At 70.3% G+C, this 15,052-nt stretch carries 11 protein-coding genes; 7 read left to right on the top strand and 4 right to left on the bottom strand.

Translation table 11 applies throughout. The features are described from left to right. The first annotated feature begins 257 nt into the window (after positions 1 to 257). The 3 genes from D7V88_RS29290 to D7V88_RS29280 all read left to right on the top strand — a co-directional run bounded on the left by D7V88_RS29290 (position 258) and on the right by D7V88_RS29280 (position 3,989). A complete protein-coding gene (locus D7V88_RS29290; RefSeq protein ID WP_120543916.1) occupies positions 258 to 752 on the top strand; it encodes a peroxiredoxin in 495 nt (164 codons plus the stop codon). Positions 753 to 875: 123 nt separating this feature from the next. Next, a complete protein-coding gene (locus D7V88_RS29285; RefSeq protein WP_120543915.1) occupies positions 876 to 2,342 on the top strand; it encodes a hypothetical protein in 1,467 nt (488 codons plus the stop codon). 150 nt (positions 2,343 to 2,492) lie between these two features. Continuing rightward, positions 2,493 to 3,989, top strand: coding sequence for a TraB/GumN family protein (locus D7V88_RS29280; RefSeq protein WP_244238464.1), 1,497 nt, complete (start codon positions 2,493 to 2,495; stop codon positions 3,987 to 3,989). Here the strand turns inward: D7V88_RS29280 and D7V88_RS29275 are convergent. Further along, positions 3,961 to 6,267 carry a DUF8729 domain-containing protein gene (locus D7V88_RS29275; RefSeq protein WP_120543914.1) on the bottom strand — a complete coding sequence of 769 codons (2,307 nt, stop codon included), beginning with the start codon at positions 6,265 to 6,267 and terminating at the stop codon, positions 3,961 to 3,963. The genes D7V88_RS29280 and D7V88_RS29275 overlap by 29 nt on opposite strands. 222 nt (positions 6,268 to 6,489) lie before the next feature. On the opposite strand from D7V88_RS29275, the gene D7V88_RS29270 reads away from it, so the two are divergent. The 4 genes from D7V88_RS29270 (at position 6,490) to D7V88_RS29255 (ending at position 10,959) form a co-directional block, all read left to right on the top strand. Next, entirely contained in the window at positions 6,490 to 7,872 is a 1,383-nt protein-coding gene (locus D7V88_RS29270) for a hypothetical protein (RefSeq protein WP_120543913.1), read from the top strand. 68 nt (positions 7,873 to 7,940) lie between these two features. Further along, on the top strand, positions 7,941 to 8,753 hold the full coding sequence (locus tag D7V88_RS29265; RefSeq protein ID WP_120543912.1) for an STM4013/SEN3800 family hydrolase: 813 nt from the start codon (positions 7,941 to 7,943) through the stop codon (positions 8,751 to 8,753). After that, entirely contained in the window at positions 8,750 to 10,063 is a 1,314-nt protein-coding gene (locus D7V88_RS29260) for an STM4012 family radical SAM protein (RefSeq protein ID WP_120543911.1), read from the top strand. Before D7V88_RS29265 ends, D7V88_RS29260 begins: the two co-directional genes overlap by 4 nt. Next, complete coding sequence (locus D7V88_RS29255; protein WP_120543910.1) at positions 10,060 to 10,959, top strand: STM4011 family radical SAM protein; 900 nt, start codon at positions 10,060 to 10,062, stop codon at positions 10,957 to 10,959. The genes D7V88_RS29260 and D7V88_RS29255 overlap by 4 nt, the downstream gene beginning before the upstream one ends. Here the strand turns inward: D7V88_RS29255 and D7V88_RS29250 are convergent. From D7V88_RS29250 to D7V88_RS29240, 3 genes are all read right to left on the bottom strand, one after another. Beyond that, positions 10,926 to 12,059: an STM4014 family protein gene (locus D7V88_RS29250; RefSeq protein ID WP_120543909.1), complete on the bottom strand. Its 1,134-nt coding sequence runs from the start codon at positions 12,057 to 12,059 to the stop codon at positions 10,926 to 10,928. The two genes, D7V88_RS29255 and D7V88_RS29250, sit on opposite strands and share 34 nt — an antisense overlap. A 14-nt stretch (positions 12,060 to 12,073) precedes the next feature. Next, on the bottom strand, positions 12,074 to 13,432 hold the full coding sequence (locus tag D7V88_RS29245) for a WGR domain-containing protein (RefSeq protein ID WP_120543908.1): 1,359 nt from the start codon (positions 13,430 to 13,432) through the stop codon (positions 12,074 to 12,076). Positions 13,433 to 13,518: 86 nt separating this feature from the next. Next, the gene (locus tag D7V88_RS29240; protein WP_244238463.1) at positions 13,519 to 14,838 is read right to left on the bottom strand and encodes an OmpA family protein; all 1,320 of its coding nucleotides are present in this window, start codon (positions 14,836 to 14,838) and stop codon (positions 13,519 to 13,521) included. Positions 14,839 to 15,052 lie beyond the last annotated feature (214 nt).

Raw genomic sequence — 15,052 nt, 5'->3', positions numbered from 1 at the left:
CCCGATGACCACCGCCCCCTCCCGGGGCAGCGGCACCAGCGTCGACGTGTTGCCCTCCAACAACAGCAGGTACAGCCGCTCCGGCGGGGCGGCGCGGGCAGCCCCCCGGCGGGGTTCTTCGGTGTCCATCAGGTCGCGCGACGGCATTCCCTGAAAGAATGCCCAGGCCCTTGAAGCCCGAGCAACCCGGTCGATTGATTTGCGGGTCAGGCCGGGCGCGGTCCATGCTCCCCCGGAGGAAGAGGGAGGCAGGTGCCATGGGCAAGACGCTGCAAGAAGGGGATGCCGTTCCGGACATCACGCTGATGGGCCCGGGCAACGCGCCGGTGCGGCTGCGCGACCTGCTGGGTGACAAGGCGCTGGTCATCTACTTCTACCCTCGGGATGACTCCCCGGGCTGTACCGTCCAGGCGTGCAGCCTGCGCGACCAGTACGAGGACTTCAAGGACGCGGGCGCGGACGTGGTGGGCATCAGCAGCGACTCCGCGGAGTCGCATGAGAAGTTCGTCGCCAAGCACCGGCTCCCGTTCCGCCTGTTGAGCGACCCGGATGGCGCGGCGCGCAAGGCCTTCGGGGTGGGCACCAACTTCCTGGGCATGCTGCCGGGCCGGGTGACCTTCATCGCGGACCGCGCGGGCACCATCCGCTACGCGTTCGATTCGCAGATGCAGGTGAAGAAGCACGTCACCGGCGCGCTGGATGTCGTCCGGTCGCTCACGGGCCAGGGAACCTCCCCCGCCCGTCCCGGCTGACACACACGGCCGTCCGCCGTTTCCCGGTAGACTGAATCCGGGCGTCCTGGCCGAGGGGGTCGGGACGCCCTCCCCCATTCGCTGGCACCATATGGGGCGCGTCGGGCGGCAGGAGGTCACGTCATGCGGTGGCATTGGATGCTGGGACTGTCGTTGTGTGTCGGCGGCTGCGCCAGCCTGACCCGGGACCTTCACGCGGACGGCATGGAGCAGGGGGAATTGCCCACCGAGGAGACGGTGTACCTGGTGCCGCTGGACGAAGCGCTGCTCACCATGCGCCGCGTCTTCGAGGAGCAGCGCTACGACGTCTTCGAGCGCGAGGGCCAGAACGAGCTCTACACCTCCGCGCACGAGCCCGGCATGAACCGGCCCGGCAACCGCACCTTCGAGCGCTACTTCGTGAAGGGCGCGAAGGTGGGCCCGCGCCAGTCCGTCATCCGCGTCTTCCGCCTGCGCTACCGCGAGCAGGACACCAACATCGAGCAGAAGCCCAAGTGGCTCAACGAGCGCGTCCAGGAGGAGGAGAAGTACCTGGCCCGGAAGACCTTCGATCGCACCTCGTTCGACGGCGTGCCGGCCATGGAAGGCTTCACCCTGGTGCGCGGCATCCGGGACCTCCCGTTGGAGCGGCGGCTGCTGTCGAAGCTGGAGATGGTCCCGTCGCTGGAACTGGTGGGCGGCAAGACGTCCGCGCCGGTGCGCTCCGTGAAGGTGGCGGGCTGGGACGAGGACGCTTCCCAGCCGGCCCCCCGGTGTGGTGAGCCGCTCGAAGGCGTGGAGCCGTTGCTCGTCGCCGGTCAGACGGTGCTGGTGGCGGATCCGCTGGGCACGCGCGAGTTGCCAGAGGCCGCCACGCGGATGCTCTGCGACGCGGCGGGGAAGAAGCTGCCGGTGGCGCTGGCCCTGTCCATGCCGTCCGAGGATCAGTCCACGCTGGACGAGTACGTGACGAGCGAGGGCACCAACGCGGACCTGGAGCGCCTGCTGGTGGTCAGCTCCTTCTGGCGCCGGGTGCACCAGGATGGCCGCAGCAGCAGCGCCGTCCTGCACCTCATCGAACAGGCGCGCCGGCTGCGCTCCCAGGGCAACGTCGTCACGGTGCTGGCCTTCGACTCCAACGCCGCGTCCGGCAACGCGCGCGAGGAGGAGATGGCGAAGAACCTCATTGCCTACCGTCAGGAGAACCCGGGCGTGTGGATGCTGGCGCTCGCGGGCGACGTGCACGTGCGCACGAAGCCGGTCAGTTGGAACAAGGACTACGACCCCCTGGGCTCGCGGCTGACCCGCGCCCTGCCCTCCTCGCCCGTGAAGGCGCTGGAGGTGGGCTTCACGCGCGGCTCCCAGTTCTCCTGCCGCTTCAACGTCTGGGAGCAGGTGGAGTGCAACGTGTACGCGCTCAGCCCGTCGGTGGAGGTCCGCCAGGAGCCGGGCACGCCGCGCGGGGTGGCGCTCTTCGCCGCGCCCAGTGACAAGGGCTTCCACGGCCGGCTCTACGTGGGCGCGCTCAACGCGTCTCCGCCCGTCATCCAGCGCGCGGTGAACCGTCCCGTCGCCCAGCAGGAAGAAGCGCCCCCCGCGCCCACTCCCTGACACTCCCGTGCCACTCCGGGCGGAGGGGTTTCCGGGTGGATGGTTTCCTGGCGCAACGGTAGGAAGCCGCTCCTGGCCTGGAAGCGTAGGCTGATGCGTACGGGCGGCACGCCTGCCGCACCGCTTCCATCACGCGGGGAGGGTTGAGCCATGCGATGGCACTGGACGCTGGGACTCTTGTGCACGGGGTGCGCGGCCCTGTCGCGTGGACTGGATGGGGACCCGGTGGACGCCGAGCCCATCCCCACCGTGGAGAAGATCCTCCGGGTGCCCCTGGACGAGGCGCTGTTCACCACCCGCCGCCTGCTGGAGGAGCAGCGGCTGGACGTCTTCGAGCACAACGACACGAATGAGCTGTTCTCCCAGTCCTGGGAGATTGGCGTGAACGTGCGGGGCAACCGCACCTTCGAGCGCTACATGGTGCGCGGCGAGCAGGTGGGCCCGCGCCAGTCCGTCATCCGCATCTTCCGGCTCCAGTACCGCGAGGCGGAATCGGCCGTGGAGCAGCAGATGCCCGAGCCGGGCAGCGAGAAGACGAACGACCACCGCTACGTCCATGAGCGCGATCCCTTCGCGCGCGAGACCTTCGAGAACGTGCCGACGCTGGATGGCTTCAGGCTGCGCCGAGGCATCCGCGACCTGCCCCAGGAGCGCAAGCTGCTGGCCCGGCTGGAGATGGTCCCGTCGCTGGAGCTGGTGGGCGGCAAGGCGTCCATCCCGGTGCGCGACGTGAAGGTGCCCGCCTGGGGCCCGGAGTCCGCGGACGCCCCACCCCGCTGCGGGGACGCGGTGCAGGGCGTGGAGCCGCTGCTCGTCGCCGGCCAGACGGTGCTGGTGGCGGACCCGCTGGGCACGCGCGAGCTGCCGGACGCCGCCGCGCGGATGCTCTGCGACGCGGCGGAGAAGAAGCTGCCCGTGGCGCTGGCCCTGTCCGTGCCGTCGGGGGATCAGCCCGCGCTGGACGAATACCTGGCGAGCCCGGGCACGCGCGAGGACCTGGAGCGCCTGCTGGTGCTCAGCGCCTTCTTCCGCCGCGTGGATCAGGACGGGCGCAGCAGCGCCGGTGTCATCCACCTGCTGGAGGCCGCGCGCCGCCTGCGGGCCCGGGGACATGCCATCTCGCTGGTCGCATTCGATTCCAACGGCGCGTCAGGCAACGCGCGCGAGGAGGAGATGGCGAACCACCTCATCGCCTTCCGCCAGGAGCACGCGGACGCGTGGATGCTGGTGCTCGCGGGCGACGTGCACGTGCGCACCGCGGGGGTGGCCTGGGATTCGAAGTTCGAACCCATGGGGGCCCGGTTGACGAAGGCCCTGCCCTCCTCGCCGGTGAAGGCGCTGGAGGTGGGCTTCGCCCGGGGGGTCCACTACGCGTGCCGCTTCAACGTCTGGCAGCAGGTGGACTGCGACGTGCACGGCATCAACCCGACGGCGGAGGTGCGCCAGGAGCCCGACACGCCCCGGAAGGTGCTGCTCTTCCCGGGGCCTGGGGAAACGGGGTTCCACGGGCGGCTGTACCTGGGACCGTTGAGTGCGTCCCTGCCCGTCCTGCAGCGCGCCGCGCGTGCCCCGGAAACTCCGGCGGTCACGCACGGCGCGGATGCGACACCCGCGGTGCCTACGGCTGGGAAGCCTTCGCCGTTCTGAGGGTGCCGCCGCTCACGACCAGGCCGTAGACGGCATCCACCGCCGTCGTCGCCGGGTGGCCGTCCTGCACGACTTCATCCGCCAGGACCTCCACCTTCCACGTGCCCGCGGCGGGCTGCGCGAGGAAGACGTTCTCCACGGTGTCGACCTTGTTGGAGACGCCGCCGGAGGTGGAGACGTTGCCCGCCGTCAGACCGTTGTTGCCCCAGTACACGACGCCCGAGGGCGACGTCACGCGCAGGGACAGGTCGTTGATGCGCGCACGGGCCGCGCCCACGGTGCCCATGGGGTCCTTGTAGGCCAGCGTGACGTTGAGCTCCGTCTCACCGGTGGCCACGGTGACGTTGTACGTCTTGGTGGCCAGGGGCGTGAGGACGTCCGTCTCGTCGATGATGAACGTCTTCGCGGCGCGGTCGAACAGGCGCTTGAGGTCGGAGGTTCCCCAGCCCTGCTTGTAGCGGTCCAGATCCGCGTTGGCGCCGCCGGCCAGCCAGTTGTACTTCGCGGCGCCGTTGATCATCAGCGCCTTGGCGGTGGCCATCTGCGGGCGACTGGTGAAGACGTCCGCCTTGCCGCCCTTGCCGGCCCACACGCCCTGGTGCCACATCTGGAACAGCAGGCCGAAGTGGCCGGCCGTCTGCGGCGTCGCGGAGCTGGTGCCACTGAACTCCGTGTAGCTGGTGTCGCTGGAGCCGGACGCGCCCCGGACCGAGTCGTAATAGAAGGCCAGGTCCGGCTTGATGCGGCCGTCCGCCGCCGGGCCGATGCTGCCGCCCGCGCTCCACCGGTCGTCCGTGCGCGCCAGCGTGTTGTAGTGCCGCACGCCGCCCACGGAGACGATGTTCTTCGCCCACGCCTGCGGGCGGGAGTTGCGCGTCCCGGAGTTGCTCTGGGACTGGGTGCTCAAGAGCGGGGCCTTGAACAGGTAGTCATCCACCTCCGCGGAGATGGTGGTGTACGCGGTGCCCAACGTGCTGCCCACGCTGGAGGTCTGGAACACCGCGCGGTAGGGGCCCGCCGGGTTGATGAGCTCCTGGTTCATCGCGAGGCGCGACTTGGTGCCGCCGAACTGGGTGGACTCCGAGTACAGGAAGAAGATGCCCTGCCCGCTCGGGAGCAGGCCCTTCGCCAGCGGATCGATGCCCTGGGCGAAGTTGTGGCTGTAGCAGCTCGTGCCGTGCAGCGACCCCGTCGTCCCCGTGCTGTGGACGATGGGCGGCGTGGGCCACTCGCGGTGGGTGGTGCGCAGCTCCGTGTCGAAGATTTCGCCGCGCACGCCCTGCCCCGTCCACCCCTTGAGCCCCTGGATGTAGTTGGCGCCGCCCGTCTCGCGCACGATGTCCATGTCCGTCTCGCCGGGCCCACCCCACCGGTCGATGAACTGCACCTCGTTCGCGCGCGCAAGCTGGGCCAGTTGCGCCTGGTCGAGCGTGGCCTCCACGCGCAGGCCGCCCGGCTCCACCAGGTCCACCTTGCCGCCCAGCCGCTGCACCAGCGCCGTCACGCGGGCCTGCCGCGCAGGGCCGCCCTCGCCCAGCATGATGGAGTAGCGCTGGGGCACAAGCCCTTCGGCCCGTCCCAGCAGCGCGTCACGCAGCGCCGGCTCCAGGCGGTATTCCGGGTGGTAGTCCCCCACCCAGCGAACGGCCGGAAGCTGCGCCACGCGAGCGCGGACCTCCGGATCCATCTCCACGAGGTAGGTGTGATCCGACAGGAAGCGCAGCACCTTGCCGCCCGCGTTCTGGATCGTCTCGCGGAACTCCGGCAGCGGCGTGCCATGGAACTGCACCAGCGACAGGGTGTTGTCCCGGTCCGCCACCAGCGTGGTGCCCAGCAGCGGCGCGTTGCGCGCGAGCGGATCGAACGACGCCTCCTGCAACCGGATGAGGTACTGCTCCTCCTGCACGCGCCCCAGCAGCTCCGTGCCGCCGCGCGTGTAGGCCGAATAGGCCTGCTCCGTGCCGTCCGCCTGACGCTCCTTCCAGACGTGGATCTGCACGCCGGTGTCCGCCACCACGTTCAGGGAGCGCAGGGCACTCACGGGCCGCGCCGTCTGGTGGAACACCAGCCCGGAGGCCGTCGCCAGCGTGCTGCCACCGGCCTTCAGCGCCGTGACGACCGCCGCGCCCGGAGCCGCCACGGCCCGCGAGGCCGCCGGGGGCGTCCGGTCCGCCGCGAGCGCGCCCGCCGGAACCGCGAGGGTGCAACCCAGGACCAGCGCCGTGAACGGCTGCCAGCTACGAGGGGACGTCGAGAACCGCTTCCGCATGTTCTGCATGTCGGCACTCCCTTTAAGTTGAGATAAACCTGTAATACGCATTTAGGCCGCATTTCAAGTCATGCCATTGAGTTGCAACAGGGCGTGCTTTTTGCGCTGCGAACGTCCTCCCCCAGGTGGGAGCAGGTGTGGAGAAGGCCTGGGAACTCTCATCTTTCAGGAGTGTGAGTCCTACACCCTGAGTGGAAACAATCAGGTCGGAATGCCCGATAAACTCGGTACATGACTTCCATCTCCAATCGCCCCGTTTCGTCGACCCCGCCCCGCACGCCGGTTGCTCCCGTGGAGCGTCAGGCCCCTGCCGCCGAGTCGCAGGCCCCCGCCGAGCCGCAGGTCGACACCGCGCAGCTTGCCGCCGCCGCGCGCGCCGACCGTGAGCGCTCCACCTTCACGCCGGCCGCGGCGCTGCGCCCGTCGGGCCGCGCGAGCGTGCGGACGGAGGGCGACAACTTCGTGATGGAGGCACAGGGCCAGGTGGGCAACCGGGGCTCCACGCCGCGCGGCGGGCGGCTGTCGGCGTCGGGTTCGTTCAGCGCGAATGGCAGCGTGCGGGTGGAAGTTCCCCGTCAGGCCGCGACGGACGCGATGCGTGCCGGCCAACTGCCCAACCCCGCCGCCCCGGAGACGTGGCCGGTGGGCACGCGCGCTCGGGCAGAGGTCTCCGGACAGGCGGGCTTCAACGCGAGCGTCCCCGCGGGTCCGGGCCGCGTGGGCCGGGAGCTGGGGCTGGGCGCTTCGTACGACCGCAGCCAGACGCAGCGCTACGAGTTGGAGCGCACGTCGCCGGACACCCTGCGCGCCACCGTGACGTCCCAGGGCCGCCAGCAGGACGCGGCCAGCGCCCGGGGCCTGGAGGGCCGGCAGGACCAGCGCCTGGAGCGCACCCAGACGGCGGACTTCAACATCACCCAGCCGGAGGGCCGGGCCGCGTACCAGGACTTCCTGCGCACCGGCCAGTTGCCCCGCGAGAACGGCCCCGGCGTGAGCAACGTGCGCACCACGGACGGCCTGGACCAGAACCGTTCGGGCCGGGTGCTGGGCCGTCAGGTGGCCACCTCCGCGCGCGAGACGAACCTCACGGGCGACGGCGACGGCAACCGGACCGTGCGCCAGACGGACCGCAACGTGGCGGGCAGCACCCAGTCCACCGACCTGCGGCTGAGCCCGGACGGCACCGGCCAGGGCGACACGCGGATCAACGACTCCGTGCGCGCGACCACCACGACGCGGCCCGGTCAGCCCGCGGAGACGAACTACGATCTCACCTTCACGGATCCGAACGCCGCGCGCATCGCCCGGGGTGCCTTCTCCGGCGACGCCGCGGCGATGAACGACGGCTCCCCGTACTCGGTGCGCCTCAACGAGTCGCAGGCGCGTGAGCTGCTGGGCCGCACCCTGGGGCCGGACATGGCCGGCGGTCAGCGCCCCATGGACCAGGCCTTCCGCGCGCTGTCCCAGCGCGGACAGGAGACCTTCGCCACGACGCTGTTCAACGCGACCCAGAACCCGGACGGGTCGCGCCGGCCGTTCGCCTCGACGCCGGCCCCGACGCCGGTCCCCGCGGCCACCCAGCCCCAGTTCGAGCCGGCGCCGAGCATCTCGTAGTCCCGATGTCCCGGACCGGAAGCGGGGGCCCTGACGTCACGGGCCCCCGCTTCCGGTCCAGCGTCCGCATGCATGACCTGAACGCGATCGTCGGCACGCACGACCTGCTCTTCCTCACGTTGGACACGCTGCGGTACGACGTGGCCCGGGAAGCGCTGGAGGGCGGTCGCACGCCCACGCTCGGCGGGCTGTTGCCCGGAGGCCGGTGGGAGGAGCGCCACAGCCCGGGCAGCTTCACCTACGCCGCGCACCAGGCCTTCTTCGCGGGCTTCTTCCCCACCCCCGCCACGCCCGGCCGGCACCCACGCCCGTTCGCCCTGCGCTTCGAGGGCAGCGAGACGACAGCCCCGGGCACCTGCGTGCTGGACGCGCCCGACATCGTCACCGGCCTCGCCGGGCGCGGCTATCACACGGTGTGTATTGGTGGAGTGGGGTTCTTCAACCTGAAGAACCCCCTGGGCCGCGTGCTCCCGAGCCTCTTCGCCGAGTCTCACTGGGCCCCGGAGCTGGGGGTGACAGACCCCCAATCCACGGAAAATCAGGCATCACTCGCAGTGAACATCTTGGACGCGCGGCCCCGGGAGCAGCGGGTGTTCCTGTTCATCAACATCTCCGCGTTGCACCAGCCGAACCGGCACTACGTGCCCGGGGCGACGGAGGACTCCCGGGAGACGCAAGCGGCGGCCCTGGCGTACGTGGACGGCCAGTTGCCCCGGCTGTTCCAGGCGCTGCGGCGGCGGGGCCCGGCGTTCTGCATCGTGTGTTCGGACCATGGGACGGCCTATGGCGAGGACGGCTACTCGGGGCACCGGCTGGGGCACCCGGTGGTGTGGACTGTTCCGTATGGCGAGTTCGTGCTGCCGCTAGACTCCGCGCCATGACGCGCCTGGAGTCGATGCTCGAAGGGACGCCCTATGTGGCTTACCTCTACGGCTACCCGCACAAGACGGCCTACCGCCCCTTCACGCCCGCACTCCCGTTGGAGGATGTCTGGGCGAAGGAGCAGCGGGACGCGCTGTTCCTCTACCTGCACGTGCCCTTCTGCGAGATGCGCTGCGGGTTCTGCAACCTCTTCACCGCCGCAGGCCCGAAGGAGGACGTGGTCCAGGCGTGGCTGTCCGCGCTCAAGCGCGAGGCCCGCCGCGTGAAGGACGCGCTCGGGCCGGCGACGTTCGCGCGCGCCGCCATTGGCGGAGGCACCCCCACCCTGCTGGACGTTCCCGGCCTGGAGACGGTGTTCGACCTGGCGGCGGATCTGGGCGTGGACCCTCGCGCCGTGCCCATGTCCGTGGAGGTGTCGCCGGAGACGGTGGACGCGGCCAAGGTGGCGGTGCTCAAGGCCCGGGGCGTGGACCGGGTGAGCATGGGCGTGCAGAGCTTCCTGGAGTCGGAGGTCGCGGCGGTGGCGCGGCCGCAGAAGACGGCGCAGGTGGAGGCCACGTTGGACCTGCTCCGGAGCGCGGGCTTCCCCACGCTCAACCTGGACCTCATCTACGGCATCGAGGGCCAGACGCCGGACACCTTCCTGCATTCGCTGAAGGCGGCGCTGCGGTACACGCCGGAGGAGCTGTACCTCTACCCGCTCTACGTGCGGCCCCTCACGTTCCTGGGGAAGAAGTCGCGCGCGTGGGACGACCTGCGCCTTTCGCTGTACCGCACCGGCCGCGACTTCCTCCTGGCGCAGGGCTACACGCAGGTGTCGATGCGGATGTTCCGCGCGAAGCACGCGCCGGCCGCTCGGGGCGCGGTGTACCGCTGCCAGGAGGACGGCATGGTGGGGCTGGGCGTGGGGGCGCGCTCGTACGCGGGCGACGTGCACTACTCGTCCGAGTACGCGGTCGCCTCGCGCGAGGTGCGCGGCATCATCCAGGCGTACATCGAACGCGACACCGCATCCTTCGGGGAGGTGCGCTACGGGTTCAAGCTGGATGAGGCCGAGCAGCGCCACCGGCACCTGGTGCTGTCGCTGTTGGCGGAGGGCGTGTGTCCGGGGGCGTACCGCCAGCGCTTCGGCACGGACGCGCGCGAGGACTTCCCGATGCTCGCGGAGCTGGAGGCGCACGGGCTCGCACGGGACGTGGGCGGCGTGTTCCAACTCACGGACGCGGGCGTGGAGCGCTCGGATCTGATTGGCCCGTGGCTGGACTCCGAAGCGGTGCGTCAGCGCAAGCAGGAGTACGCCTGGCGATGAAGCTCACCGTGCTCTACCGGGGCCCGTTGTCCGGCTGCAACTACGGCTGCGAGTACTGCCCCTTCGGCAAGTGGAAGCAGAGCGAAGAGGAGCTGACGAAGGACCGCGCGGACCTGGAGCGGTTCCTCCAGTGGGTGGAGTCGCGCACGCAGGACACCGTGTCCGTCTTCTTCACCCCGTGGGGCGAGGCGCTCATCTGGCCCTGGTATCAGCAGGCCCTGGCCCGGCTGACGCACCTGCCCCACGTGGAGCGCGCGGCGGTGCAGACCAACCTCTCCTGCCGGCTGGACTGGCTCACCGACTGCCGCACCGACAAGCTGGGCATCTGGGCCACGTACCACCCGGAGTGGATGAAGCGCGCGCGCTTCCTGGCGCAGTGCGAACGCTTGAGTGAGCACGGCGTGCGTCACAGCGCGGGCATGGTGGGTTTCCGGCGCTTCGCCGATGAGGCGGAGGCCCTGCGCCGCGAGCTGCCGGAAGACACGTACCTGTGGATCAACGCGGTGAAGGACGGCCTGGACGCGTACTCGCCCGAGGACGTGGAGCGCTTCACCCGCATCGATCCGCTCTTCCCGGTGAACAACACCCGCCACCCCAGCCGGGGCAAGGCCTGCCGAGCGGGCGAGTCCGTGATCTCCGTGGACGGAGACGGCACGGCCTACCGGTGCCATTTCATCAAGGAACCGCTGGGCAACGTGTACGCGCCGGACTTCGACCAGGCGCTGAAGCCGCGCGCGTGCTCGAAGGACACGTGCGGCTGCCACATCGGCTACGTGCACCTGGAGTACCTGGAGATGGATCGCGTGTTCGGCTCCGGGCTGCTGGAGCGCGTGCCGACCTCCCGGCTGTGGAGTGGCGGAAGTCAGCGCAGCGCTTCGCGGATCTCCCATCCGTAGACGGACAGGCCGTCGCGCGTGAGGCCGGGGAGCAGATCCCCGAAGGCGTTCGCTTCCAGCACGCGGTGGCCGTGGAAGAACTCCTCGAACATCAGGTCGATGCCCACGTGGAGGCAGTCGTGCGCGCGGGCCACGGCGCGGCAGCTCTCCAGCGCCGCTTCCCACTCCCGAGGAGGCACCGCCGCGTGGAGTTCGTCCAGGTCTCCCCGGTAACCGCCCAGGTGGAGGTTGGTGATGGGAAGGCGGCTCTGGCGCACCACGGTGAAGGCGGGCTCGCCGCGCACCGTGAGGATGCGGCAGTCGAACACGTCCCCGCCCAGCCGGGCCTTGGGCCGGGCCTCCTCCACCTGCGAGCCCTCGCGCAGGAGGAAGGACAGCACCGCGTCCACCTCCCCTGCCTCCGACACGCGCCGCACCTTGAGGGAGTTGAACCACCCGGTGGGCCCCCAGTGGAGGCTGGTGAGCAGCGAACCGGTGGAGCCCGCGGAGCGCCCCGGCCGGTACACGGCGAGGCACGACGCGGACGAGCCACAGGACAGCTTCACGAACGCTTCGCGCCAATCCGCCTCGCGCATGCCCGTGCGCAGGGCGTCCGGTGTGGCGATGCCGTCCAGGAACGCAGGCACGGGGATGCCCAGGGCCGCGTACCGGCGCGACGTGATGCGCTTGTCGAACAGGTCCGCGATGGCCGAGGGCTTCGACAGCACGCGCCAGTGCGGACGCCGGACGAACCGCTCCGTCAGGTCCTCCAGCACGCGCAGGAAGCCAAGGTGGTGCTGCCGGGGGCACAGCACGCGGCCATGCTCGGAAGGCAGGGCGTCCACCTGCTCCGGTGTCACCACCTCACAGCCAGAAGTCAGCGCATCCGCGTGGCCGCGCTTGAGGAATGCGCGCTCCACGTCCGTGTCCTCCCCCGCCGCGTCGATGCGGACGATGCGCTCCGCGTCGGGCAGCTCCAGGAGGACGTCCGTCTCGCGGGCCACCGTCTCCCAGGACACCACGTGCGCGGGAGGAAGCCCCGCGTGGTGCAGGGCCTCCTGGAAGAGCGTGACGCGCCGGTTCCCGGGGTTGCCGATGATCAGGAACGGCGGTGCGGACATGAGCGTGGGAGGGACTACTCGCCCACGGCGACGTAGCGCGAGTCCTCGTCGTAGGGCTCGCGCTGGTTGCCACGAATCACGGAGGGAGCGGCGGTGGCCACCCGCTTCTGCCCGGCCTGGGTCAGGAAGTTGTTGGAGACGTCCAGCGTCTTGAGGTGCTGGAAGGCCTTCGCGTTCGAGGCCAGCGTCTCCGCGCCCGCGTCGGTCATCGTGCCCATGGACAGATCCAACTCCTGGAGCTGGGCGACCACCCTGGCCTTGGGCAACACCTCGCACAGGGCGTCGGTGAAATCCGAGTTGCGCAGACCCAGTTTGCGGAGGTTCGGCACGCCCTCGCCGTCGAGCAGGGGCTGGATGTCCTTCACCCCGCCCCCCGCGCCGTAGTTGTCCGAACCGAACCAGATCTCCAGCGCCTCCAGCTTCGGCCACTGCGCCTTCACGATGGACTTCACCGCCTTGAGCGGCAGGCCGCCGGTCTCCACGGTGAAGGACCGCAGCTCCGGCAGATCGATCTTCCCAAGCTCAACCTCACCACCGCGCACGCGCAGCTCCCGCAGTTGCGGGAACACGCTGTAGAGCGGCTGGAGGTTGCCCACGTGCGTCCAGGAGATCTCCGTGTCGTCCGGGTACTCGAAGTCGCCGATGAACAGGTGGCGCAGCGTCGTCAGCGGCTTCGACTTGCCGAGCACCTTGAGCGTGTCGTGGTACTCGTTCTCGCCGTCGAAGCAGGCCATGCCGATGGTGAGACTCCGCAGGAAGCGGGCGGAGGGGTGGGCCAGCAGCAGGCCCAGCAACTCAGGGACATCCTCGTCCGAGTCGTAGTCCACCTGACCCAGATGGGCCTCGCGGATGAAGCCCAGGTGCCACTCCAGCTTCAGCGCCTCCCCGGAGATGGCTTCCGTCAGCTCATCGCCCAGCAGCGAGTCCGCGTGCTCCGCGATGTACTTCGACGCCCGCTTGCGCATCAGCGTGGCGGCGGAGGAGGACGCCTCCAGCGTGTCGTGCTGGAGCTGGATGAGCTCCGCGCGAGGATCGCCCTTGCCCTTGAGCCACTCGGCGTACGCGAGGTAGCCCTTCACGTCGTCGGGTGCGGCGAGGATGGCGGCTTCCAGGGCCGGGTCGGACGCGGAGACCGCGGCCGGCGCGTCACCGCCACTGGGCCCCGATCCCGCGACGAGCGCGTAGCCCTTCTTCTCCTTCTCCTTCACCTGGGCGGCGTAGGCCTTCTTCGCCTCGGCCTTGGACTCGAAGTCCTCGACCTTCTCCTGGCCGTCGGTGCCGATGCGGCCCCAGCGCTTGGTGAGCGTGGAGCCCTCCAGGGTGATCTCCCAGAACTTGCTGGAGCTGCCTTCCGTGAACTCGTACCGAGGCATGGGCGCGTCTCTCCCGAGGCGGCGAAGCGAGGTGGCCGGACGCTAGAAGAGCCCCCTGACAACCTCAAGCGCGACGGCGCCGGGACTCAGGGGCGCAGCAGCACCAGCTCCACGCGGCGGTTGAGATCACGTCCGCGGGGAATGAGGTTGGGGGCCTTGGGGCTGCGGTCGCCCACGCCCACGGCCTCGATGCGGGAGGGGGCCACGCCGGCCCGGATGAGCAGGTCGGCGACGGCGCGGGCCCGGGCATCAGAGAGGCCCTGGCGGGCGGGCGCGGGCACTTCGCGGCCGTCCGTGTGGCCTTCGACGCGCAGGCGGGCCTTGGGGTCGCGCACGAGCAGATCCACGATCAGGTCCAGGCCCGCGAGCGTGGTCTTGGTGGGCACGGGCTTCATCTCCTCGAAGCCCAGGGACTGGGGCAGCTCCACGTGGTTCTCGACCACCTTGGCGGCCTTGGCGGCCTTGGGAGCCGGCACCAGGGCGAAGGCCAGCGACGCGTCCGCACCGGCGGCCAGCTCCACCTGGCGCGTCTGGGCGAGGAAGCCGTCGGCGATGAGGTCCACGGTGTACGCACCCGCGGACAGCGGCACTTCGTGGGGCTTGCTGCGGGGGACCACCAGCTTCAGCGGCTCCCCGGTGCCACGCACGAAGGCGGTGGCGGCGGTGGGCTTCTTGGACGTGACCTGGAGGCGCAGGCGGCCGGTGGGCACCGGCGTGCGCTCCACGGGCGGCGTCACGGAGACGACCGTGGTCGTGGGCTTCACGCCGGCATCGGGCGTCGCGGGCTGGACGACCTTCACGGGAGCGCCCGCGTCCGGTGGCGGCTTCGCGGGCGTGCCGGCGTCGACCTTCACGGCCACGGCGGGCTCGTCCTGCGGAGGCTTGATCATCTCCACGGTGACGGCGTGGGTGAGCTTGAGCTTGAGGCGCGGATCCGGCGCGTTGGGGACGACGCGGGGAGAGGCCTTCACCGCGACGCGCAGCCCGCGCTCGGTCTGGAAGCCGACGGACGCGGTGATCTTCCAGAGGAAGCCGTTCGACTCGCTGAAGAGGCTCCAGGAGCCGTTGGTGTACGTGACGCGCGACACCAGGGTGTGCTCCCCCGGTTCGACCTTCATCACGGCGAGCCGGTGGACGCCGGGCGCGTTGAGCTCCTCGATGGACGGCACCGCGAGCGGTTCACCATCCAGGAGGAAGTCGCTCTCCACGAGCCGGTAGCCTTCCTCGGCCTTGAAGCCCTCGAAGAGCAACTGCACTTCGGCGGGGGACTCGGGGACCATGGCGCGAAGCTGACGCTCCAGCTCCGCGCGCGCCTGTTCCTCACGCGTCGTCTCCGCCGCGAGCGCACCCGGGGCGAGCAGTCCGGCGAGGACGAGTGATCCGATCTTGAGGAAGGAGGAATCCACGAGTCGCCATGCAGCATGGCACAAGGTGGCCTCCGGACGATGCAGGGATACATCGCTGTAGAGGGTGCAGGCGGGCGCCACAGGCCTGCAGCGGACCTCCTGTTCGCCCCTGGGTTGAGGGCTTCGCCGTGAATTCAACGTTCCATCCTGTCCTGGCGTGGGGGCGCCCGGATGGATCATCCTCGGAGGGCATGGATCCGAGGCCCGTCCCCTC

This window comes from Corallococcus terminator, from assembly GCF_003611635.1.
GTDB lineage: Bacteria > Myxococcota > Myxococcia > Myxococcales > Myxococcaceae > Corallococcus > Corallococcus terminator.
This window is presented reverse-complemented; position numbering and strand designations above follow the sequence as displayed.